We start from the raw sequence: 22,791 nt of genomic DNA, 5'->3' as shown, positions 1-22,791 counted from the left end.
AAAGAGTCGAAATTTCGACTCTTTTTTAATCTCTAGAATCAATCAAAAGACCATATCCTTCAATTAATTCTATATATGCTTTTTTATCTTTTATTTTATTGCTAATAGTTAATGTTGAACAATAATCCACATCCAAGTTTTCACTATCGTATTCAAAACCTTTTAATCTAATTCTCATGCCATTATTCGATAATACTACAATAGAGATATAATCATATCTCATAACGCATTCAGTGCTTTCGCCTAAGAATTTAATAATGTTATTATTTCCAACAAATACAAGTTCAATTCCAATATCAAAGCATTTTTTTGAGTAGATTAAATTCGACATTGTATGATCTAATCTTGTTCCTGTTGCACCAAAGGCATATATTGTTTTACAATTTTTTTCTATTAATATATTTATTGCGGCTTCAAAATCAGTAAAATCTTTTTTTCGCTTATATTTTTCATAAATCTTGTTATTTACTTCTAGAAATTTTTTATCCTCGATTTTTATAGAATCAAAATCTCCTATAGCGAAATCAAAATCTTTGTCATAGTCTGTAAAATATTTTGTACCACCATCTACTGCTATTTTAAAATCTGATTTTTCGTAATATTCTTCAAAAAGAATCCTATCAGACAATTCACCGGCGCAACAAATCAATCCAATCATTTCTTACTTACCTTTGATACAGGCTTAATTAAAATTAAAATTACAACTATAGCTATAATTCCATTTGGAACGATATAAGTAATATTATACAAGAAAGATCCCAGTAAAGCCGGTATATCTTTTGGTAATGTGTCTTTAAAAAATACATATCCGCTTAATATAGCAGCTACTCCTCTCATTAATACCGCGAATACACACGCTAAAATCATTTTAATATTAATTTTGCCACTTAAAGTTTCCTCATTACATCCTAATCCTGATAAACCTAGAGCCATATAAGCTATTGGATAATCTAGTAGGTATTGTATTGGATGTATAACGTAAGGATCCACAAGGCTATCTAAAATCCCATACATTAGTCCTATTAAAATACCAGGTTTGAGTCCCCATCTTAGACCAAATAATAAGATTGGAACGTATCCTGCCAATGAAACAGATCCTCCTCTTGGCATTTTAAAAATTACTATACTGTTCAATACCGCTGTAAGAGCTAAAGTAATAGCTCCTTCAACCATAAACTTCAAATTTTTGTTCATAACATTCTCCCTATCTGTTTAATTTTTGATTATAAATATCTAATTGTGATTCAATATTATGATTGAAAACATCTGATCCACTTACGATTAAATCAGCCCCTGCTTCCAAAACTTTATCAATATTTGATGTTTTAACTCCTCCATCAACTTCTAATATAATATCTTTTTTTGAAGCTTTTATCATATTTCTTGCGTCTATTAATTTCAAATATTGACTTTCTATAAACGATTGTCCCCCAAAACCTGGATTTACGCTCATTACAAGTATAATATCTAAATCATCGATAATATATTTACAAGATTCTAACCCTGTAGAAGGATTTAATGCTAACCCACACTTTTTACCTGCTTTATGAACAGTTTGAATTATTCTATGAGGATGAAAAGTTGCTTCTGGATGAAAAGTAATTATATCTGCTCCTGCATCCAATATATCATTTATAATATTCTCTGGTTTATTAACCATAAGGTGACAATCAAAGATAAATTCTGGATATTTTTCTCTGATTTGTTTTATAATTGCTGGACCAAAAGAAATATTTGGTACAAAATTTCCATCCATAACATCTAAATGTAAATATCTTATTCCTTTGTTTTTTAATATATCTAAGTTCTTTTCTAATTCAAAAAAATTACACGCTAACAAAGATGGACTCAAACTAGTCATTAATACCTCCTAATTTTCTCGTATTCTTCTACAATTTTTAAATAGTTATCATATCTACTTTTAGATATTTCTCCAGATTCTAAAAGTTTTTTTATTTCGCATTTTGGTTCATTAATGTGATCACAATTATTAAATTTACATTTTGAACTGTTCTTTCTAAATTCTAAGAAATTATTCTTAATTTCTGATTTATCTTTTAAAAAAGATAAATCAAAAGAACTAAATCCTGGAGTATCCAAAACATAAGTATTTTCATCAACCATTTTAATTTCGATATGCCTAGTTGTTTGTTTCCCTCTCTGAGTTTTTTCGCTTATTTTTCCAGAAACAAAATTCTCATTTGGAAACAATTTTTTTAAAGTACTTGATTTTCCTGCTCCACTTGGCCCTATAACACAGCTGATATGATTTTTAAATTCTTTTAATAATTCTTCATTTACATGCGAAGATTCATTTGAATTAAATATAACCTTGTATCCAATATTTCTATATATCTCTGCGAATAAGTTTCTTTCATTTTCAGATACCAAATCAGATTTATTGAATACAATCACACAATCAATGTTGTTTTTCTCAATCATCAACAAATATTTATCCAATAACATCAAATTAATATTTGGTGATTTTATACTACTCAATACGAAACATTTGTCTACATTACTCACTTCTGGTCGATGTAAAAGTACAGATCTTGGATGTATTTTTAAAATAAATCCAAGACCATTTTCTACATGTATATCTACCTTATCTCCTACAACAGGGGTAATTTTTTTATTTCTAAAATTCCCTTTGGCTTTTGAAGGATATACATTATTTCCAATGCTTACGTAGAACAATTCTCTTTGAATTTTAGTAATAATCCCTGTTTTATCCGACATTAATCAATTCTCCATTAATATAAACTTTAATGTCGTTTTTAGGTTTTACTTTAAGTTTTATTCTAATATCTCCTTCAGAAGCTTTATGGTTTTCTTCATATATGATATTATCTTCTGTTTCGTCTTTTATAGTGACAGTGTAAATTCCTCTGTCTACTGGTTTACTTATTCTAAATAATCTTTCAACCATTTCAGAATCTTTTTTGCCTTTACTGATTATAACATCAATAGAACTATCTTTTTTCAATTTTTTACCTGCATCGTATTGTTGCCAAATTACTTGGTTAGTATCATAGGAATTACTATATTTTTTTTCAATATTACCTATATTTAGTCCAATTGATTTTAGCTTATTAATAGCTTGACTAATATCACTGCCCATCAAATCAACCATTTCTACTAGTTCTTCTTTTTTCCCTAAAGAAATTACCAAATCAATTTTAGAATCCTTGCCTATGCTAGTTCCTGCTTCTGGATGTTGTTTCAGAATTTTTCCAACTTCAAAATTATCGCTGTTTTCTTTAGTAATTTCTCCAATTTCTAAGCCTAATTTGTTGAGCTGAATTTTAGCATTTTCTATTGTCATATTTGATAAATTAGGCACAGAAACCTGTTCTTCACCTTTGCTCACGACTAATTTTATAATAGTTCCTTTTTTTACTTCCGAACTAGATTCTGGAGTTTGTTCTATTACTTTTCCAGGCTCAACACTATTTTCGGTTTTGTACTCTGAAACTACAGCAATCAAATTGCTAGCTTTAGCTTTATTCAATGCATCATTTTCAGTTAACCCAGTCAACGCTGGAACTATGACTAAGTCTTGTTTATTCTTGTTTATATACTTTTTACCTAATAACACCGCAACAAATACCAAAAAAGCTAGAATGATTGGTAATATAATCCACAAAATCTTTTTAGATTTATTTTTATTGTCTTTTGTAGAAGACTGTATAGGAGTTTTATAAATCGCTTCTTTTACTTCAGGTTGTTCGTCATTTTCTTTAATTATTGGATTTTTTGTAGTTTTTTGATACAAATCAGATGAGTAGTTTTGATAATTCTTCAACATCTCTTTTAATTCTGTAGCAGATTTAAATCTGTCGTTAGGATCTTTTGCCATGGCTTTAACTATGATATCATTAAGTCCTTGTGGCAAATCGTGACGCAGATTTATAGGTGGTACCAATGGGTCTTGAATATGTTTTAACGCAATTCCAACGGCATTTGGTGCATCAAAAGGAACTTCTCCTGTAGCCATTTGGTACAATACTACACCTAATGAATATATATCACTTTTTTCATCAATAAATTTACCCTTTGCTTGTTCTGGTGAAATATAATGAACAGTTCCTAAAACTGTTGAAGTATATGTTAATGTCGCTGATGAAGAAATTCTTGCAATTCCAAAATCTGTAGCTTTTAGATTATTAGATTTATCAATAAGCATATTATGCGGTTTTATATCGCGATGGATTATCCCATTTTTATGAGCGCATTCTAATGCGCTTGCTATTTGAACTCCATAATTTACGATATCTTCAATTGGTAAAACTTGTTTTTCGTCGATTATATCCTTTAAAGTTTTACCATCCACATATTCCATTACAATGTAATTATATTTGCGACCATCTACATAAGAACTTCCAACATCAAACACACTTACAATATTTGCGTGAGTCAATGATGCAGCAGATTGAGCTTCCATGGCAAATTTTCTAAGAAAATCTTGGTCTTCCATGTATTCATTTTTTAAAACTTTTACAGCGACATATCGATTTAAAACAGTATCCAAAGCTTTGTACACTTTGGCCATACCCCCAACGCCGACTTCTTCTATTATCTCGTATCTATCGCCTAGAATTTTACCTATCATAATTTTCCCCTTCAAATAAATAAAGCGTAATAGTTATATTATCGATTCCTTCAATGTCATTTGCTTCATCAATCAAATTTTTAATAATTTGATCTAAATCTGATTCTTCTTTGATAATATCAACTATGTCTTCATTTTCTAATTGTGAAGTTAATCCATCTGTACACATTAATATCAAATCTCCATTAACAAGTTTAATATTAAATATATCTACATCTACATTATCTTGAATTCCCAATGATCTTGTAATAACATTTTTTTGTGCAAAATCAACAGCTTCTTCTTCTGTGATAGTTCCAGATGATAACAAGTCATTTACAAGAGAATGATCGACAGTTATTTGCTTTAATTCTTCATCTCTATATAAGTATAATCTACTATCACCTACATTTGCTACAATAGCATTATCATCATGAATTAAGCATGCAACTATCGTAGTTCCCATGTTTCTATGTTCCGAATTATTTTCACTATCGTTGAATACTTCATCATTAGCTAATTCAATAGCCTCAGTTAATATTCTCTCATAATCTTTCTCATTTTCATTTTCTTTTACAAAATTTACAACTGTTTCTACTGCCTTCTTACTTGCAACCTCTCCAGCTTTATGTCCGCCCATTCCATCACATACAACAAGCAAGCTAAAATCATCAGTCATATAATTCATATGATAATCTTCATTTAGCTTTCTTACCAAGCCGATGTCTGTGTTTGAAGCATATTTCATTTCACACCTCTTTTTGTCATATTGTTAATTCTTAATTGTCCACAGGCCCCATCTATATCAATGCCTTGTTTTCTTCTTATCGTTGTATTTACATTATTTTTGTTCATATATTCCATAAATTCTGTCATTTTATATCTATCTGGAGATTTTTGATTAAATTCTTCAATAGGATTTAATGTTATCAAGTTCAATAAGCAATTTCTGTTTTTCAATAAACTAACTAACTTATCCATGTATTTTTTTGAATCATTAACATTTTCAATGACAGTGTATTCAAAACCAATACGTCGTTTAGTTTTCTTGAAATAGTAATCACATGCATCTAGAATCTCTTCAATTGAGTATTTGTTTCCTATTGGCATAAGTTTATTTCTCTCATTATCGAATGGATTATGAAGTGAAATAGTTATATTTATACCTATATCATCGTCTGCAAGTCTAATAATTTTATCAACCAATCCGCAAGTAGATAATGTTATATTTCTAATTGACATATCTTGACCATCTTTGTCAGTAATCAAATCAATAAATCTAGAAACATTGTCGTAATTATCTAGTGGTTCTCCTATTCCCATCAATACAATATTATTAATTCTTATATCCAAATCATTTTCCACCAAATAAATTTGAGCACACATCTCATAAGGTTGTAAATTTCTAACAAAGCTCTTCTTTGTTGACGCACAAAATTTGCATCCCATCTTGCAACCAATTTGTGTTGATAAACATATTGAAGTGTGAGTTTTGTACTGCATAAACACAGTTTCTACAATATTACCATCACTCATCTCAATAAGATACTTTTTTGTGTTGTCGAGTTTCGAATTAATTCTTTTTATGATAGAACAATTTTTTATATCGTTGTACTGATTTAATTTTCCCCTTAAACTATTAGAGAAATTAGTCATTTCGTCCGGATTGAATATTCTATTTTTATGAATAGCTTGAAAATACTGCAACGCTCTGAATGGTTTTTCTCCATTGTTAACAAAAAATTCCTTCAGTTCATCAACAGTCATGTTTTCCAAGATGATTTTTTTTTGCATATTATTCACCAATTTAAATTATATCAAAAATCTCAAGTTTTGTAATCTGTTAGTCCTTTACAAACTTTGAAATGAAGAAGCCTTGCGTTCCTTGTTGAAAAGGCATTAGTTTTATAAATTCATTTTTATCTCCATAAAATTCAATGTCTTTTCTTTTTAAATGTAATCTATTTTCTATAAATTCAACATTTTCTTCGTTTTCTTCTTTTAAAAGTGAACAAGTAGAATAAACTAAAATGCCACCTTTTTTCAGATATTTCTCACAATTTTCAAGTATTTGTCGTTGTGTATTTACTAGATTTTCAACATCTTTTTTTGTTCTGAATAACTTTATTTCAGGGTTTTTATTTATAACGCCAGTGGCAGAACATGGTGCATCCACTAAAATTCTGTCAAATTTATTTATCAAATCTTTTTGTAAAATAGTCGCATCAAAGTTCATATATTGAACATTTTTCACTGCACATTTTTCTACATTTTCCTTAATCCTAACAATTTTATTCTGGTTAATATCATTGCAATAAATAATCGACTGATTGTTTGTTATTTCTTGAATATTACATGATTTTGACCCAGGAGCAGCACAAATGTCAAGTATTATAGAGTTTTCCAACGGTTCTAATATTTCTGCACACAAACTACAAGAACCATCTTGTATAAGAAATTTACCTTCTTTAAATTCTTTCGTATCTATTATAGATTCTGGATTTTCTACAATGAAACTGTCTTTTAAAAACGGATGATCATTTAATACAAATCCTTGATTTTCTAGGTTTATTTTTAAATTGTTTTCTTTTAATTTATTTTGTTTGATTACAAAATCAGATTTATAGAAGAATGATTTAAGAAGCTTTCTAACAGTTTTTTTCGAATAAGACTTATTTAACATTTTAAGCAAATCCTTATTTATAGAAAATTTTATATCATCTTCTAAATCTTCAGAATCTACATTAATTCTACAAACTTCTCTTAAAACAGCATTAACATAATCTTTGTATCTTGTTATGCTTCTAGCCAATTCTACAGCCTCGTCAACCACTGCATAATCAGCTGTTTTCATAAATAGTATTTCTGTAGTTGCCATTCTTAATATTTCCAGAACGAACTTATCAAGTCTATTTATTTCCAAATCGCTGCACTTAGATATTACATAATCTATGAAAAATCTATTTTCTATCTCTGTAAAAACACACCTCTTAATATATGCGATATCTCTTTTGTCCAAATCACCATAATCATAGGTTTTTAATATTTCAGAAGAATATCCTGATTTATTATTTATGGAATTTGTAATATTAATTATTTCATTTCTAATATTCATAATCTCTCATTTCTTTTAAATATTTTCATTACATAATATATTTTACACTAAAACTACAAAAATAAAAAAATTGAACCCAGAATAATTATTCTTAGGTTCAATTTACATTTGTGTTAATCTCTATCTTTTGATATCAATATTAGTCTTACCAATTGTAATAATGATACCAAAGCACTTGCAATATAAGTCAATGCCGCAGCCTTTAAAACTTGTTTTGCTGGCTCTATTTCATCATCAGCTAATAATCCGTTTGATAATGCTCTTATGGCTCTTTTGCTTGCATCAAATTCAACGGGTAAAGTTACTAATTGAAATAAAACAGTTGCAGAAAATAAAATAATTCCAAATTCTACTAATGGTCTCATGCTAAATAAAAATCCTAGTAAAATTAAAATCCACACTGATTTCGAAGCAAAATTCACAACTGGAAACAATGATTCTCTAAATCTTAAGAAACCATAATTTTCCTTATCTTGAATTGCATGACCAACTTCATGACTTGCTACAGAAACTGCTGAAATCGACTGGCTATTATAAACTTCATCTGATAAAGCTAATACTTTATTTGATGAATCATAATAATCGGTTAGGCTTCCTTGAACATTTACGATTTCTATTTCAGATAAACCTTCGTAATCAAGTAAAACTCTAGCCATTTCTTTTCCTGTTAAACCTTTTGAGTTAGTAATCTTTTGATACTTATCAAAAGTATGACTAACCTTGTATTGTGAGTAAAACGCCAATATCAAAGCTGGAATTAAAAGCAGCATAGTCCTATCATAATAAAAATTAAACAATGATTCCTCCTACAAAATTATTCCCTCTTCAAATGAATTTCCATTTAAATATTCGCTTATATTTAGAGGTTTTTTATTAGGAAGTTGTAATCTTGTGATAATGATAAATCCATCTTCGCAAGCAACTTTTATGCCATTTTTATCTACCTTTACAACTTCACCATTCTTATTATCATTATATTGTTTTATTATGTTGATATTGTGAACTTTTATTATTTTATCTTCTAATTTGAAAAACAACCCCGGCCAAGGAGTTAATCCTCTAAATTTATTGTAAATAACATCTGATTTCTCATTAAAATTAATTTGGCCCATAGATTTATGAATTTTTCCTACTATGGAGGCCTCATTTTCATTTTGTTCTTTTCTTGAATCAAAATATTTTTGGTAATCATCAATTACTTTATTAATTAAATCAGCACCCATTATCATTAATTTATCGTGTAATTCTTCAAGCATAATTTCATTGTCAAGCTCAATTTTATCTACTGCTAATACATCTCCCGTATCAAGGCCTTGTTCAACTAACATTATACTTACTCCAGACTCCTTATCGCCATTTAATAGTGAATAATTAATTGGAGAAGCTCCTCTGTATTTTGGTAAAATTGATGCGTGAACATTCAAAATCTTGTTTTTAAATCTATCAAGAATTCTTTTTTTGATTAATTGACCATAAGCTACTACCACAATAAAATCAGGATTAAGTTTATCTAGTAAATCGAAAACTTCTTCATCATTGATGTTTTTTGGAGTGATAACATCAATCCCCAATTCCATAGCTCTTTTTTTTACAGCTGTAGGTGAAAATTTGTTTCTATTTCGTTTTTTATCTTCTTGTGATATTACTAATTGAATTTCGTTATTTGGATTATCATATAACCTTTGCAAACTCTCAACTGCAAAATCAGGCGAACCTGCAAATACAATTTTATTTTTCATTATTCAATCTCTCAACTTCTTCTTCAGAAAGATTCAACACTTTATCAGTGTACAATACACCATCCAAGTGATCTAATTCATGACAAAAGCAATGTGCTTTGTAATCAGTACCCATTACTCTTTGAGTGTTTCCATCCAAATCAGTGTATTCTACAACTACTGTTTTAGGCCTTTCCACGTATCCATTTTTTCCAGGAACAGATAGACACCCTTCAATATTAATTTGTTTCTCTTCTGATTTTTCTATTATTTTAGGATTTATCAAAACCATTTTCCCGTCTTCATCTTGCATGTCTATTACTACTATTCTCTTAAGCATTCCAACTTGAACACAAGCCAATCCTATTCCTTTATTTTCATACATCGTTTCAAACATATCTTCTACGATTTGTTTGATTCTATCATCTATTTTTTCAACCTCTCTTGATTTTTTTCTCAAGATTGGATCATTTTCTAATCTAATTTGTCTTAATGCCATTTTATCTCCTTAAAAATAACTTTGAGGATCTAATGTTATTTTAAGCGTTATTCCCTCTAAGTTAATATTGTATTCATTGTTTATTAAAACTTTTTTTATTATTTCTATTATTTTATCCTCTCCATTAGGGAATTTATAGTACAAATCAAACCTGTACATATTATTTATCCTTTCTATTGGAGAAGGATGAGGACCATTAATCAATGTTGTAGATAATTTATATCTTCTAATCAATGCAGCAACATAATTTGAAACCTCATTGATTTTTTTCATCGCAACATTTCGATTTCTGCTGGAAATATTGATATTTAATATCCTGTAAAAAGGAGGATAATTAAATGATTTTCGAAGTTTTATCTCCTTTTCATAAAACATTTTGTAATCATGAAGAGCTGCTGATGTGATAGCAAAATTATCAGGTTTATAAGTTTGTATAATTACATCTCCTTCATATTCTGCTCTTCCAGCTCTTCCGGCTACTTGAGTTATCAATTGAAATGTTTTTTCGTTTGATTTGTAATCTCCTAAGTTCAAACTAATATCTGCAGCCATTACACCGACTAGTGTTACATTTGGAAAATCAAATCCTTTTGACAACATTTGTGTCCCAATTAATATGTCTATTTCTTGATTATTCATCATATCGTAGATTTTTTCGTAATCTTTTTTCGTGTTTGTAGTGTCCCTATCCATTCGTACAATTCGTGCATCTGGAAATAGCTCTCTAGTTTCTTCTTCTAGTTTTTGCGTTCCTGCTCCAAACTCTTTAATAAATTTCGAACCACAATTAGGACATACTTTTGGTTTTAATGCAGTTCTTCCACACATGTGACAAATCAGTCTGTTTTTTGTTTTGTGATATGTCATGGATACATCGCAGCTATCACATTTTAATACATATCCACACCTTCTACACGAAATAAAAGAAGTGTGGCCTCTTTTGTTTAAAAACAAAATAGTTTGTTTTTTGTTGTTTAAATTTTCTTGAATTTTGTTGAGAAGAACTTTACTAAACATTCTCATGTTTCCAGTCTCTAATTCTTTTCTCATGTCTACAATCGTGCAATCAACAGGAGTTGTGTTGTTTGCTCTTTTGTTCATTTCGATAAGGTTGTACTCACCTTTTAAAGCATTATTGTATTCTTCAACTCCAGGAGTTGCCGAACCCAATAAAAGCTTAGCATTATTATATTCTGCTCTAAATCTAGAAATATCGATAGCATTATATTTAGGATTTTTTTCACTTACATAACTTGTTTCATGCTCTTCATCAATTATTATCAAGCCTAAATTTTTAAAAGGAGAAAAAACTGCGCTTCGAGCTCCAACCACTATCTTGTATTCTCCATTATACATTTTTCTAAATTGTTCAAATTTTTCGTTAATATTTAGTTTAGAATGAATAATAGCAACTTTCCCAGGAAATCTTCCCTCGAATCTTTCAATTGTTTGAGGTGTCAAAGAAATTTCTGGAACCAAAACTATGCTATCTTTTCCTTCGTTTAACATTTTCTCAACCAAATGCAAATAAACTTCAGTTTTTCCACTACCAGTGACACCATGTAACAAATTAAATTGATTTTCTAAAATCGAATTGTAGGCATTTTCTTGCTGCGAATTTAGGCTTATTTTATGATAAGATTTGGTGTCATCTACAACAATTCTGTCAACTTCTTTGAAATAAATTTTAACAACTTTCTTTTCCTCAAGTGCTTTTACTACACTTGAAGTCGTATTTGTTTTAGCTAAAAGTTCGCTATACAGTATATTGCTTTCCTTTTTAAGCATATCAACTATTTTTTGTTGTGCGTTTGCTCTTTTTGAAATAACTGGATTATTGTCTATAAGTTTTACGTATTTTAATAATTTAGGAGAAATTTTTTGATCGTACACTAAATCCATTTTCAATAAATCAAATTTAACATACTCCATTAGTTTTTTGTGACTAATATCTGAAATTTCCTTAATTTCCGAATATTCTTTCTTTGTTTTAAGAATATTGTACAAATCTTCATCAACATTATTCAGTTTATCATTTGCAACGAAATACTCTTTTAATTCTTCAAAGTTACCAGGTGGTAATATAGTTTGAAAAGCCGAACTATAATCGCTCAAATATTTATCGATCATAAAAAAAGCTATGTCAATGGATTCTTGTGTGACAATAGGATTCAAATCTACTACTGATATTATTTCTTTGTAATCAATATCTTGATTAGGGTTTTCATTAACTCTAACCACTAATGCCAATTTGTTAATATTTGATTTACCAAAAGGAACTATTACTCTCATTCCAACTTCAACTTCTTCATTCGAATGATAAGAGTACAGCCTGTTAGTCATCTTCGATTTATTTCTAAAAATAACATCAATATACATGTTTACCTACTTTATCAAATCCAATATCCTATCTGCGATATTTAATTTTGTATCTCTTTCAATATCTAATATTTTGTCTTTGCTAATTACAGATACTTTATTGTATTCTGAGTTAAATCCAATGTCTTTTTTTGACACATCGTTTAATACTATATAATCTAGATTTTTTTTATCTAATTTTTTCCTAGCATTTTCCAATAAATTATTTGTTTCTGCAGCAAATCCTATGAAGATTTGATTTTCTTTTTTATTTAATGATTTCAAAATATCTGGATTTTCTTCTAATTCTAATGAATCGATGACGTCTTGCTTTTTTATTTTTAATTCTTTTCTATTTTTTACTTTAAAATCACTTACCGCTGCCGCCATAATTAAGCAATCGTAGTTTTCAATGCAGCTTTCGATTTTTTCTTTCATTTCAATAGCAGAATCAACTTTAATATTTTCAACACCGTATGGACTTTCTGCTGTTGTTTTCCCAGAAATAATTGTTACATCTGCACCTCTCATAAAAGCTTTCTTAGCAATCGAATATCCCATTTTACCACTGGAATCATTCGTTATATAACGTACAGGATCAATTCTTTCAACTGTAGCCCCGGCTGTAATCAAAATTTTCTTACCTTTTAAATCTTTTTTACAAAAGTACTTTTCAACTTCTTCGACAATTTCCCAAGGTTCTTTTAGTCTTCCGTCTCCTTTTGTATTACAAGCTAGCATTCCATTATTTGAATCGATAATTAAGTGTTTCTTTTCTTTCAAATCTTTGATATTCTTTTGTGTTGCAGGATTGTTTAACATATTAGTATTCATGCTTACACAAAACATTATAGGTTTAGTATAAGCTAGTGCTGTAGAAGATAATAAATCATCTGCTATACCATAATTTATTTTAGCCATCGTGTTCGCACTAGCTGGTGCAATCATAAACAAATCTGCCCAATTTGCAAGCTCTATATGTTCAACAACCTTGTGTGAATTGTTATGAAACATTTTGTTTTTAACATCGCATTTTCCAATCGTTTCAAAAGTCATTGGACTTACAAATTCGCAAGCAGAATCCGTCATAATGATTTTAATATTATAGTCAAGTTTTTTTAATCTACTTACAACATCCACAACTTTGTAAATAGCAATTCCTCCAGTAACTCCTAAAAGAATGTTTTTATTCATTTGATTTATCTTCCCAAACCTTCTTTTCCATAACTTCTTCCAAAGCTGTAGTAACTGGTTGGGCTTTTGCTTTTTTTAATTTAGTTTCTTTTCCGTCTATTAGCATTCTTGCTCTTTTACTTACCATTACACAAAGTGCATATCTACTATTATTTATTTCTGATAATTTTTTAAATGATGGATTAATCATATTTTTCTCCTTTTACAACTCTAAATTTTTCTGCATCAATTATAGTTTCAATATTTTTTACAGTTTCATCGACATCTTCATTAATAACTGCATAATCATATTCATCAATAAAACTCAATTCTTTTTTAGCGTTTTGCATTCTAATATTAATTGTTTCCTCATCTTCAGTATTTCTTCCTTCAATTCTTCTTCTAAGCTCAATTAAATCTGGTGGAAGAATGAATACAAAAACAGCTTCTGGATAGTTTTCTTTTACTTTTAACGCTCCTTGAACATCAATTTCTAAAATAACTATCTCTCCTTTATTGATTTGGTCGAAGACGAATGATTTTGGAGTTCCATAATAATTATTGTGTACATTAGCATATTCAATGAAATCTCCTTGATCAATTTTTTTCTTAAACTCATCTAAACTCAAAAAATAATAATTTTCTCCGTCTACTTCATAAGGTCTCTTTTTTCTTGTCGTAGCGGATACAGAATATACAATATCTTTTTTCTGCGATATTAATTTTTCACAAACAGTTCCTTTGCCAACTCCCGATGGACCAGAAACAACTAATAAAAATCCGTCTCTCATTTTAATCTTCCTTATTATTTGATTTATCCAATCTCATTTGTAAAGTCTCTGGTTGAAGACAACTCAACACAACGTGACTTGAATCCATAATTATTACACTTCTAGTTTTTCTACCAAAAGTAACATCGATGAGATTGTTGTCTTCCTTCGCTTTTTGAACAATTCTTTTAATTGGATTTGTTTCAGGGCTAACAATTGCAATAATCCTGTTGCTATTAACTAAATTTGAAAATCCTATTCCTAAACTTTCCATTTTCCCTCTATTCAATGTTTTGCACTTGTTCTCTTAATTTTTCAATCAAACTTTTTACTTCAATAACGCATACTGAAATATTTTCATCATTTGATTTTGAAGAAATTGTATTGATTTCACGATTCATCTCTTGAATTATGAAGTCTAATTTTCTACCTATGCAATCTTTCATATCCATTGCTGATTTAAATTGTACAATATGAGAATCAAATCTTTTTAATTCTTCATTGATATCAACTTTATCTGCCATTAAAGCGACTTCCAAATACATTCTGTCTTTATCAATTTTTTCTTCATCCAATAATTCAGAAATTTTATTAAATAAATTCTCTCTGTATTCTTTTACACTATTTTCAGTCAAACTTGATATTTTGGATATTTCTTCCTCTATTTTTGAGAGATTTGTAGATAAATCTTCTCTCAAATTATCTCCTTCAGTGGATCTCATTGAATATATTTTATTCACAGCTTCATTTAAAACTTTCAAAATATTATCGTGCAAAAATTCATTATCCAAATCTTTGTAAGTAAATGACATTACATCATCATATTTCACTAAATCTCTGACATTAATGTCTGATTTCATATCTAGATTTTCGTTTAATGAATCAAGCTTTTCTTTAATTTTCTGTGCTAATTCATAGTTAATATCTACACTATCAACAGCTAGTTGATATTTTTTTATTTTGATATAGACATCCACTCTTCCACGTTTCAACTTGTTTTTTATTAGTGATTTCATGTCTTCCAACATAAAATTCAAATAACTCGGCATTGAAAAATTGAAATCTAAATACCTATTATTTACAGATTTGATTTCAATATCTATGCTGCAATCTTCCAATTCCAAACTAGAAGATCCAAATCCTGTCATAGACTTCATTCTATCGCCTCCCTTGATATTGTTAGTGTATATTAATCTCTAGGAATTTACAATAATTTATTACATTTTTTAAACAATTTCTTTTATATTGTCAATATTAAAAGAGCTCATATCCACATTGACAGTGTTAAAGTTATTGTAAAATACCATTCCTGGTTTTGCGCCTTTAGCTTTTTTTACATTTTTCTTTTCAGTATAATCTACTTCAACATATTTTTCTTTGCTCATTGAGGAAAAATACGCTGCTAAGAAGCAAGCAACATCATAATCTTTCTGAATCAAATTTTCATTTCTCATAATCACATGTGAACCTGGCATATCCTTTACGTGAACGAAAATATCCTCTCTATTTGCTTGTTTCAAAGTTAGATTATCATTTTGGTAATTATTTTTTCCTACAAAAATATCAACATTATTTTCTGTTACAAAATGTCTTGGTTTTGAAGGTTTTACCTTTGCAGTCTTTTTCTTAGATTTTTTTATCAAACCTATTTTTACCATCTCATCTTTAATCTCTGATAATTCTTGATATTCTGTAATTCTCTCCAGAGTTTCTAAAAGTTGAAGCAAATATTCATTTTCTTGTTTTATCAGTGGAAGCTCTTGTGTAATCATTTTTTCTCTGGTTTTTAATTTGCTAAATCTCTTATAATAAATTTGTGCATTTTCATTGCCTGATTTTATAGGATTTAATGGAATCTCTATAGGATTCATATCATCATAGAAGTTATCTACAGTTATTTTATCCATTCCCTTATTTATCAAATGCATATTTGAACTTATAAGATCAGCGTATACTTTATAGATATCTCTTTTCTTCGCTTCTTGTAAATCAACAGTTAAATTACTCAATTTATTGGAGTTTCTTTGAATTTTGTTAGAAACTATTTTTTTTAGATGAGAAGATTTTTGTGTAATAGAATCATTTGAACTGTGCTTTTTATAATAATAATCCAACATTTCGTGAATATCATCAAAATTTTTCTTAAGGTATCCGTATTTTTCTAATTTAATTACATGAAAATCCTTTAATTTTTCATCTTCATCAATGACTATAGAATACTCGTAATCGCAATTTCTAATATCTTCTCTAATGTCAATAAATGCTTGATTAAATCTTGATTTTTCATCATCATTTAAATCTTCAACTCTTATGTTATAATCCAAATCTGCTCTTAGGCATATTTCTCTTGAAATAGTTGGAGAAAAGCCTGTGTAGTTTTTGTAAAAAACTTGTTGAAGTTTAGTAGTCCCTTCAGCAATATCAGTAGGAAGATCATCCGATTTTAGAATATTAATCTTATCATCTTCTAAATATGAATACTTAGTTTTTGGAAGTATTTGTCTTATACTTTTTGTATCGAAACTAATTCTCTTAATTGCATCTACAATCATTTGACTTTCTTTTTCAATTAAAATGATATTGGAATGCTTCCCCATAAGTTCTACAACTAATGTGTAGTTCATGTCATAACCCATTTCGTCCCTGGAGTTGATATCAATACTTACAACTCTGTCCATAGATTCTTGATAAATATCGGTTATAACTGCTCCTTGTAAATATTTTCGCATCAGCATACAGAAATTGTACGCTTCAATTGGATTTTTCTTATTTTCATTTGTAAAATGCATCCTCGGTAAAGACGAGGATGCAGAAATAAGAAGTTTATAATTTTGTTTGTTATTATAGATGATTAAATCCAATTCGTTTTTATCTGGTTGATTAACCTTGCTGATTTTTCCATTGATTAATTTTTCTTTTATATCATCTACTATCGCTTTTGTTACAATTCCGTCAAAGCTCATTATTACTCCTATCTTCTCATTGCTCTTTGCATATTTCTCAAATCATCACGTTTTTTTAAAGTTTCTCTCTTATCGTACAAATTTTTACCTTTCGCAAGAGCTATCTCTACTTTTACGAGTCCATTTTTTGCATAAACCCTTAGTGGTATCAAAGTGTAACCTTGTTCTTTTGTTTTCCCGATTAATTTTCTGATTTCAGACTTATGCATTAAAAGTTTTCTTTTTCTTAAACTATCCACATTAAAAATATTTCCTTCTGTGTACGGACTCACATTCATTGAATATACAAAAACTTCTGAGTTTTCTATCATACAATAACTTTCCTTAATAGAAACCTTACCTTTTTTGATAGATTTTACTTCAGTTCCCTTTAATTCAATTCCACATTCGTACACTTCTTCAATAAAATACTCGTGGCGTGCTTTTTTATTGTTAGCTAATAATTTTATTTCACTCATTATATTCCTTTTCTAATTTACAAATTCAAAATCTATTTGACGCTTGTCTTTATCGCTATTTATAACTTTAACTCTAACTTTTTGTCCAATATGATATGATTTTTTTGTTCTTTCTCCATAAACCGTGTAGTTTTTTTCGTCAAATACATAATAATCATCTATCATAGATTGAAATTGTACTAAACCTTCAATAGTATTGTCAAGTTGTACGAAGATTCCAAATTTCGTAAGTGAACTAATAATTCCCTCAAATTCCTCATCTATGTGTTGCTGCATATATTCTGCTGATTTCATATCAATAGCTTCTCTTTCAGCTTCTTCTGCTCTTCTTTCAGTTGCTGAACATTGCTTTGCGATGTCTTTGATGTATTTCATGAACTCTTTTTCGTTATTAGTATCTGGTTTATGGTTTATAAAATTCTTTACAATTCTGTGAATAAATAAATCCGGGTATCTTCTAATTGGAGATGTGAAATGCGTATAGAACATAGATGCTAATCCGAAATGAATGCTAGGATTTTCGCTATATTCAGCCTTTTGCATAGATCTTAACAAAAGTGATGAAAGCAGAGGTTTTTCAGGCTTACCATCTAGTTCATTCAAAATTCTTTGGTAATCTTTAGAGTACAAATTCTTACCTTTTAAGTGATATCCAAAGTTTGACAAAATTCTTTTAAAAGTATTAACTTTTTCTTCGTCAGGCTCTTCGTGAACTCTGTATAAAAACGGTCTATCCAAATACCCGAAATGACTTGCCACAGTTTCATTGGTAATCAACATGAATTCTTCAATCAGCTTATTTCCAATTCTTCTCTCATCTTTTGTAACATCTATTACTTTAGAATTTTCATCTAAAATAATTTTAGTTTCTGGAAAGTCGAAGTCAATGCTACCTCTCTTTTTTCTTCTGGCACTTAGAATTTCATACAATTCTTTCATTAATAGTAAGTTATCTGTGAGTTTTTCATCTTCATAAGGATTATCTATGTCTTCCAAAAAGTCTGACACATTTTTGTAGATTAATCTATAGTCAGAATTAATCACCGACTCGTAAAATTTATAGTCAAGAGTTTTTCCTGTTGGCGAAATTTCCATTTTAACTGTTAAGCAAAGTCTATCTTCATTTGGATTTAGTGAACAAATTCCATTAGATAGTTCCACAGGCAACATTGGAATTACCCTGTCTAACATATATACACTTGTTCCTCTTCTAAAAGCTTCCTTGTCTAGTGCAGTGTTCTTTTTCACATAATGGCTGACATCAGCTATATGAACATATAGTACAAAATTTTCTCCTTTTTTGGTGATACTTATTGCATCATCAAAATCTTTTGCATCTGATCCATCTATTGTAACAGTAAACAAATCTCTAAAATCCATTCTAGATTTCTTTTCTGATTCATCGACCTGTTGTTCTATTTCCTTTGCTTGTTCTTTTACTTTCTTTGGAAATTCATACGGTAATTTAAAAGTCTTCGCTATAGAATAAATGTCAATTCCTGGATCGTCCTTGCCTCCTAAGACTTCAACTATAACTCCTTCTGGATTTTTGTGTTTTTTAGATGGAGTTTTGATTAATTTTACCACTACTTTATCGTTGTTTTTTGCTCCATTTTTGTTACCTGACTGGACAAAAACATCGAAACCGTATTTTTTATCATCCAAAATTACAAATCCATAACCTTTTGCCTCATCAAAAGTTCCTACGAGTTTTTTTGTTTCTCTGGATAAAATTTGTAAAACTTTACCTTCAGGACTACGGTTAGGTTTTTTTTCTACTGTTATTGTAACTAAAACCTTGTCTTTGTGAATTGCACCATTTAAATCTTTTTTGGCTATAAATATATCGTCAATATTTTCATCATCAGGAATAAAATAGCAAAAATCACTTCCAGATCCTTGAATAGTTCCTGGATATGCTTTTTGCTCTGTAATTGGAATTATATTAGAATTTTTTTCAAGTAAAATTTTTCTATCTTTTTGCAGTTCATTAATAATCTTATGAAAAATTTTTTTATCTTTTTTTTCAATATTTAATCGTGAAGATAATTCATCAAAAGTTAAAGGAATATAATCATTAGAATTTACGATATTAAGTACCTTTTGCTTTATTTTCATTAAATACCTCCTGTTTGTTTCTTATCTATATTATACCCTAAATGACAAAAAACTACCTAATTATTGTATTTAATGCTTATTTGATAATTCTTCCCTTATCAATAAAAATTAATCTATCAGCTAAAATTTCTGCTTCGTGTCTATTGTGAGTAACCATCATAATAGGAACATCTAATGATTTTTTGATTTCAATGAGTTCTTCGTAAAATTTATTTTTAAATTTTTCATCAATCGAACTGAATGGCTCATCCATTAGAAGTAAACGTGGCTTATTTGCCAATGCTCTTACTATTGAAACTTTTTGTTTTTCTCCGCCTGATAAAGTATTTGGGAAATTCTCCAAAAGATATTCTATACCTAGTTTTTCTATAAGCGAATTTGCGTAATCTTTATCTGGATTCATAAAGAAAATATTATCTCTTACACTCATATTAGGAAATAACGCGTAGTCTTGAAAAACATATCCAATATTTCTTTGTTGTGGTTTCAAATTTATTTTATCCGAAAACAAAATATTATCATCGAGAATAATATCTCCTTTATCTGGAGTTAACAACCCTGCTATTGAATTTAATATAGATGTTTTTCCGCTTCCCGATTCACCCATTATGCACAAAATTTCATTTTCTACGGTAAAATCTACATTAAGTACAAAATGATTCAATTTTTTTTTAATATTACACTTCAGCATTTCTATTCCTTCTCTTTTCTATCCATCTATTTAGGAAATATATCAACGAAAATGAAAATACAACAACTACAACCATTAAAGTGTTTGCCATTGTTTTATCTCCTCTTTCCACTGCATAATACATAGCCAATGGAATTGTTTGAGTTTTCCTTGGAATATTTCCAGCAACCATCATAGTCGCTCCAAATTCTCCTAAGCTTCTAGCAAAAGCAAGAACCAAACCGCTTATTATTCCTGTGTATGCTAGCGGAATTGCTATTCTAAAAAAAATCTTCCACTCACTCGCACCCATTGTTCTAGCTGCATTTAAAATTTTCTTATCTATACTTTGAAATGCAGACTTACAATTTTGATACATTAATGGAAACGATACTATTACAGATGCTATAACGCAAGCTTTCCAAGTAAAAATAATACTCCACTCAAAATTATCATAAAAGAATTTCCCAATTAAACCGTTATTTCCTATTATAATTAGAAGTATGTATCCTAATATTGATGGTGGTAAAACAAGAGGCAATGTAATTATTGCCTCTAGTATACTACCATTTTTTTTATTAAATTTTACCATCATCCACGCTATAAAGATTGATAGAATGGATGTAATAATAGTTGAAATTACGGATACCTTTAATGAAATTATAATAGGCATCATAATATCATTATTCATGGCTAGATTCAAAACCCGCTTCTTTAAAATACTTTTCAGATAATTCGTTTTGCAAGAATTCATACAATTTGTTTTGCATTTCTGTATTTTTTGAATAAGTTGTTTTTGTAATTGGATATATGATAGGTTTGTGTGAACTACCATCAACATTTAAAGCTACTTCCACCTTGTCATCAGTTGCAGCATCGGAAGAATAAACGAAACCAACTTCAGCTTCCTTGCTATCAACAAATCTCAAAGTATCTTTAACATTTTTACCATAAACAAATTTTTCTTGAAGTTTGTCCAATAAATTATAATGAGTTAAGCTTTGTTTTGTATATTGTCCAACTGGAACAGTTTCCAATTCAGCTACAGCAATTTTACCCTTAACATTTTCCAAATCTTCAATTTTTGAAACTTTAACATCTGTTTCTTTGTTTTTTACAATTACTAGCTTATTCTTCAATAAACTTTTTGAATCTTTTACAAGTTGTTTTTCTTCAAGAGCTTTTACTTGTTTTTGTCCTGCTGAAACAAATACATCACAAGGAGCTTTTTGCTCGATTTGTTTTTGTAATTTTCCTGAACTTGCTAAGTTAACATCAACTTTAACATTATTTTCTTTTTCGAATTCAGGAATAATTTTTGCTAACGATTCTTCCAAAGAAGCCGCTGCAAACAAGCTTATGTTTTGAGTTTCTGCTTTTTGTTCAGTTTTTTGTTCTTCTTTCTTTTCAGTATTTTGTTTTTCATTTTTTGCGCAACTAGCCAAAATTAAACACCCCACTATCATTAATAATAAATACTTTTTCTTCATTTCATTATCCTCCTTAGCATATAACGCTATGTATTAAAAAAGCCTAGTTAAAGGCTTTTTTGTAAAAATTAGAAATTAACTGATGCGATATATTTGTAATTATCCTTATCACTTAAGTTGTCTTTTACAACCCAATTAGCATCAATACTATTATAATTAGCTAATTCTGTATAATAGTACATTACTATTCCTGCATCTATTAGATTTTCGATTCCTTTGTAATCTTTAATATACAAATCCAAATCATCATCATTTAGAACGAATCTCCAAGGTTGTTCATTTTTAGTTGATGGAGCAAATCTCAAATAACTAAATAATTCATCTAAACCGTAATTTTGTAATTTATCTATATCTATCGGAGTAGACAATGATTTGTCACACACAAATTCTTCAACGCCAATTCTAGAGCTAAATTTTTTCTTACCAAATCCAAATTCACTTGGAGCATATCCCATAGCAAGCAAGAAATCTACGTTACAATTTTCTCCAAAAGCCCTTTTTTTAGATTCTTCAGATGCGTTAGATATAGTTACCCAACAACTTCCTACATTTAATGCATCTAGTTTAGTGATTAAGTTTTCAAAATAAAATGCACCAAATATCATTGATTGTTCGTTGCTTTTGTCTGCTTCCATGGCTATATAATGGTTAGCTTTAATCATAGCTCCTCCATATCCACCTTCACCATCAAGTGCATTGTAATCTACAGAACCATCTTTATATAATTTAAAACTAACATCGTGTTTTTTTGCTGAATTGTTTATATCAAAAATTATAGATTCAACTTTTTGTAAATCTGAATCACTAAGATTTTTTGATTTAAAATCTCTTACTGATTTTCTATTTTCTAAAAATTCGTTCATTGACA

24 protein-coding genes are annotated in these 22,791 nt (G+C 29.0%); all 24 read right to left on the bottom strand.

What is annotated here, in order from left to right; all coding sequences use genetic code 11:
- Positions 1 to 25 precede the first annotated feature (25 nt).
- Entirely contained in the window at positions 26 to 658 is a 633-nt protein-coding gene (locus ACU68Y_RS01005; RefSeq protein WP_002838197.1) for a thiamine diphosphokinase, read from the bottom strand.
- Positions 655 to 1,194, bottom strand: coding sequence for an energy-coupled thiamine transporter ThiT (thiT, locus tag ACU68Y_RS01000; RefSeq protein ID WP_002838242.1), 540 nt, complete (start codon positions 1,192 to 1,194; stop codon positions 655 to 657). Before thiT ends, ACU68Y_RS01005 begins: the two co-directional genes overlap by 4 nt.
- 10 nt (positions 1,195 to 1,204) lie before the next feature.
- Positions 1,205 to 1,861 carry a ribulose-phosphate 3-epimerase gene (rpe, locus tag ACU68Y_RS00995; RefSeq protein ID WP_446755232.1) on the bottom strand — a complete coding sequence of 219 codons (657 nt, stop codon included), beginning with the start codon at positions 1,859 to 1,861 and terminating at the stop codon, positions 1,205 to 1,207.
- The gene (rsgA, locus tag ACU68Y_RS00990; protein ID WP_154273416.1) at positions 1,861 to 2,739 is read right to left on the bottom strand and encodes a ribosome small subunit-dependent GTPase A; all 879 of its coding nucleotides are present in this window, start codon (positions 2,737 to 2,739) and stop codon (positions 1,861 to 1,863) included. The genes rpe and rsgA overlap by 1 nt, the downstream gene beginning before the upstream one ends.
- Positions 2,729 to 4,612: a Stk1 family PASTA domain-containing Ser/Thr kinase gene (gene pknB, locus ACU68Y_RS00985; protein ID WP_446755231.1), complete on the bottom strand. Its 1,884-nt coding sequence runs from the start codon at positions 4,610 to 4,612 to the stop codon at positions 2,729 to 2,731. Before pknB ends, rsgA begins: the two co-directional genes overlap by 11 nt.
- Positions 4,602 to 5,339, bottom strand: coding sequence for a Stp1/IreP family PP2C-type Ser/Thr phosphatase (locus ACU68Y_RS00980; protein WP_446755230.1), 738 nt, complete (start codon positions 5,337 to 5,339; stop codon positions 4,602 to 4,604). Before ACU68Y_RS00980 ends, pknB begins: the two co-directional genes overlap by 11 nt.
- Entirely contained in the window at positions 5,336 to 6,385 is a 1,050-nt protein-coding gene (gene rlmN / locus ACU68Y_RS00975; protein WP_304151429.1) for a 23S rRNA (adenine(2503)-C(2))-methyltransferase RlmN, read from the bottom strand. Before rlmN ends, ACU68Y_RS00980 begins: the two co-directional genes overlap by 4 nt.
- Positions 6,386 to 6,434: 49 nt before the next feature.
- Positions 6,435 to 7,706: a 16S rRNA (cytosine(967)-C(5))-methyltransferase RsmB gene (gene rsmB, locus ACU68Y_RS00970; RefSeq protein WP_304151431.1), complete on the bottom strand. Its 1,272-nt coding sequence runs from the start codon at positions 7,704 to 7,706 to the stop codon at positions 6,435 to 6,437.
- A 113-nt stretch (positions 7,707 to 7,819) separates the two neighbouring features.
- Positions 7,820 to 8,503, bottom strand: coding sequence for a zinc metallopeptidase (locus tag ACU68Y_RS00965; RefSeq protein ID WP_002838286.1), 684 nt, complete (start codon positions 8,501 to 8,503; stop codon positions 7,820 to 7,822).
- A gap of 9 nt (positions 8,504 to 8,512) precedes the next feature.
- Entirely contained in the window at positions 8,513 to 9,445 is a 933-nt protein-coding gene (gene fmt, locus ACU68Y_RS00960; RefSeq protein ID WP_002841708.1) for a methionyl-tRNA formyltransferase, read from the bottom strand.
- The gene (def, locus tag ACU68Y_RS00955) at positions 9,435 to 9,923 is read right to left on the bottom strand and encodes a peptide deformylase (protein WP_446755229.1); all 489 of its coding nucleotides are present in this window, start codon (positions 9,921 to 9,923) and stop codon (positions 9,435 to 9,437) included. Before def ends, fmt begins: the two co-directional genes overlap by 11 nt.
- 9 nt (positions 9,924 to 9,932) lie before the next feature.
- A complete protein-coding gene (gene priA / locus ACU68Y_RS00950; RefSeq protein ID WP_446755228.1) occupies positions 9,933 to 12,302 on the bottom strand; it encodes a primosomal protein N' in 2,370 nt (789 codons plus the stop codon).
- Positions 12,303 to 12,308: 6 nt separating this feature from the next.
- Positions 12,309 to 13,475, bottom strand: coding sequence for a bifunctional phosphopantothenoylcysteine decarboxylase/phosphopantothenate--cysteine ligase CoaBC (gene coaBC / locus ACU68Y_RS00945; protein WP_446755227.1), 1,167 nt, complete (start codon positions 13,473 to 13,475; stop codon positions 12,309 to 12,311).
- Entirely contained in the window at positions 13,468 to 13,665 is a 198-nt protein-coding gene (locus ACU68Y_RS00940; RefSeq protein WP_002838258.1) for a DNA-directed RNA polymerase subunit omega, read from the bottom strand. The genes coaBC and ACU68Y_RS00940 overlap by 8 nt, the downstream gene beginning before the upstream one ends.
- Positions 13,658 to 14,245: a guanylate kinase gene (gene gmk, locus ACU68Y_RS00935; RefSeq protein WP_002839418.1), complete on the bottom strand. Its 588-nt coding sequence runs from the start codon at positions 14,243 to 14,245 to the stop codon at positions 13,658 to 13,660. Before gmk ends, ACU68Y_RS00940 begins: the two co-directional genes overlap by 8 nt.
- A 1-nt stretch (position 14,246) precedes the next feature.
- Positions 14,247 to 14,498, bottom strand: coding sequence for a DUF370 domain-containing protein (locus ACU68Y_RS00930; protein WP_002838275.1), 252 nt, complete (start codon positions 14,496 to 14,498; stop codon positions 14,247 to 14,249).
- Between the two features lie 7 nt (positions 14,499 to 14,505).
- Positions 14,506 to 15,381: a YicC/YloC family endoribonuclease gene (locus ACU68Y_RS00925; RefSeq protein WP_002838464.1), complete on the bottom strand. Its 876-nt coding sequence runs from the start codon at positions 15,379 to 15,381 to the stop codon at positions 14,506 to 14,508.
- A gap of 69 nt (positions 15,382 to 15,450) precedes the next feature.
- Positions 15,451 to 17,187, bottom strand: coding sequence for an Rqc2 family fibronectin-binding protein (locus tag ACU68Y_RS00920; protein WP_446755226.1), 1,737 nt, complete (start codon positions 17,185 to 17,187; stop codon positions 15,451 to 15,453).
- An 8-nt stretch (positions 17,188 to 17,195) separates the two neighbouring features.
- A complete protein-coding gene (smpB, locus tag ACU68Y_RS00915; RefSeq protein ID WP_002838120.1) occupies positions 17,196 to 17,645 on the bottom strand; it encodes an SsrA-binding protein SmpB in 450 nt (149 codons plus the stop codon).
- 12 nt (positions 17,646 to 17,657) lie between these two features.
- Positions 17,658 to 19,763 (bottom strand): ribonuclease R, encoded by a 2,106-nt coding sequence (gene rnr / locus ACU68Y_RS00910; RefSeq protein ID WP_446755225.1) that lies wholly within the window; start codon positions 19,761 to 19,763, stop codon positions 17,658 to 17,660.
- A gap of 76 nt (positions 19,764 to 19,839) precedes the next feature.
- On the bottom strand, positions 19,840 to 20,454 hold the full coding sequence (locus ACU68Y_RS00905; RefSeq protein ID WP_446755224.1) for an ATP-binding cassette domain-containing protein: 615 nt from the start codon (positions 20,452 to 20,454) through the stop codon (positions 19,840 to 19,842).
- Entirely contained in the window at positions 20,441 to 21,124 is a 684-nt protein-coding gene (gene modB / locus ACU68Y_RS00900; RefSeq protein WP_446755223.1) for a molybdate ABC transporter permease subunit, read from the bottom strand. The genes ACU68Y_RS00905 and modB overlap by 14 nt, the downstream gene beginning before the upstream one ends.
- Positions 21,117 to 21,923, bottom strand: a complete 807-nt coding sequence (modA, locus tag ACU68Y_RS00895) for a molybdate ABC transporter substrate-binding protein (RefSeq protein ID WP_446755222.1) — start codon at positions 21,921 to 21,923, stop codon at positions 21,117 to 21,119. Before modA ends, modB begins: the two co-directional genes overlap by 8 nt.
- Before the next feature lie 68 nt (positions 21,924 to 21,991).
- Positions 21,992 to 22,786: a nitroreductase family protein gene (locus tag ACU68Y_RS00890; RefSeq protein ID WP_446755221.1), complete on the bottom strand. Its 795-nt coding sequence runs from the start codon at positions 22,784 to 22,786 to the stop codon at positions 21,992 to 21,994.
- Between the last annotated feature and the right edge of the window lie 5 nt (positions 22,787 to 22,791).

Source organism: Finegoldia sp. P1-F-LS (genome assembly GCF_052932205.1).
The sequence above is the reverse complement of the archived record's forward strand: the minus strand, read 5'-3'. Positions and strand labels throughout refer to the sequence as shown.

Coding starts and splice junctions, on each gene's coding strand:
- ACU68Y_RS01005 (WP_002838197.1), bottom strand. CDS start 658: ATGATTGGATTGATTTGTTGCGCCGGTGAATTGTCTGATAGGATTCTT.
- thiT (WP_002838242.1), bottom strand. CDS start 1,194: ATGAACAAAAATTTGAAGTTTATGGTTGAAGGAGCTATTACTTTAGCT.
- rpe (WP_446755232.1), bottom strand. CDS start 1,861: ATGACTAGTTTGAGTCCATCTTTGTTAGCGTGTAATTTTTTTGAATTA.
- rsgA (WP_154273416.1), bottom strand. CDS start 2,739: ATGTCGGATAAAACAGGGATTATTACTAAAATTCAAAGAGAATTGTTC.
- pknB (WP_446755231.1), bottom strand. CDS start 4,612: ATGATAGGTAAAATTCTAGGCGATAGATACGAGATAATAGAAGAAGTC.
- ACU68Y_RS00980 (WP_446755230.1), bottom strand. CDS start 5,339: ATGAAATATGCTTCAAACACAGACATCGGCTTGGTAAGAAAGCTAAAT.
- rlmN (WP_304151429.1), bottom strand. CDS start 6,385: ATGCAAAAAAAAATCATCTTGGAAAACATGACTGTTGATGAACTGAAG.
- rsmB (WP_304151431.1), bottom strand. CDS start 7,706: ATGAATATTAGAAATGAAATAATTAATATTACAAATTCCATAAATAAT.
- fmt (WP_002841708.1), bottom strand. CDS start 9,445: ATGAAAAATAAAATTGTATTTGCAGGTTCGCCTGATTTTGCAGTTGAG.
- def (WP_446755229.1), bottom strand. CDS start 9,923: ATGGCATTAAGACAAATTAGATTAGAAAATGATCCAATCTTGAGAAAA.
- priA (WP_446755228.1), bottom strand. CDS start 12,302: ATGTATATTGATGTTATTTTTAGAAATAAATCGAAGATGACTAACAGG.
- coaBC (WP_446755227.1), bottom strand. CDS start 13,475: ATGAATAAAAACATTCTTTTAGGAGTTACTGGAGGAATTGCTATTTAC.
- ACU68Y_RS00940 (WP_002838258.1), bottom strand. CDS start 13,665: ATGATTAATCCATCATTTAAAAAATTATCAGAAATAAATAATAGTAGA.
- gmk (WP_002839418.1), bottom strand. CDS start 14,245: ATGAGAGACGGATTTTTATTAGTTGTTTCTGGTCCATCGGGAGTTGGC.
- ACU68Y_RS00930 (WP_002838275.1), bottom strand. CDS start 14,498: ATGGAAAGTTTAGGAATAGGATTTTCAAATTTAGTTAATAGCAACAGG.
- ACU68Y_RS00925 (WP_002838464.1), bottom strand. CDS start 15,381: ATGAAGTCTATGACAGGATTTGGATCTTCTAGTTTGGAATTGGAAGAT.
- ACU68Y_RS00920 (WP_446755226.1), bottom strand. CDS start 17,187: ATGAGCTTTGACGGAATTGTAACAAAAGCGATAGTAGATGATATAAAA.
- smpB (WP_002838120.1), bottom strand. CDS start 17,645: ATGAGTGAAATAAAATTATTAGCTAACAATAAAAAAGCACGCCACGAG.
- rnr (WP_446755225.1), bottom strand. CDS start 19,763: ATGAAAATAAAGCAAAAGGTACTTAATATCGTAAATTCTAATGATTAT.
- ACU68Y_RS00905 (WP_446755224.1), bottom strand. CDS start 20,454: ATGCTGAAGTGTAATATTAAAAAAAAATTGAATCATTTTGTACTTAAT.
- modB (WP_446755223.1), bottom strand. CDS start 21,124: ATGAATAATGATATTATGATGCCTATTATAATTTCATTAAAGGTATCC.
- modA (WP_446755222.1), bottom strand. CDS start 21,923: ATGAAGAAAAAGTATTTATTATTAATGATAGTGGGGTGTTTAATTTTG.
- ACU68Y_RS00890 (WP_446755221.1), bottom strand. CDS start 22,786: ATGAACGAATTTTTAGAAAATAGAAAATCAGTAAGAGATTTTAAATCA.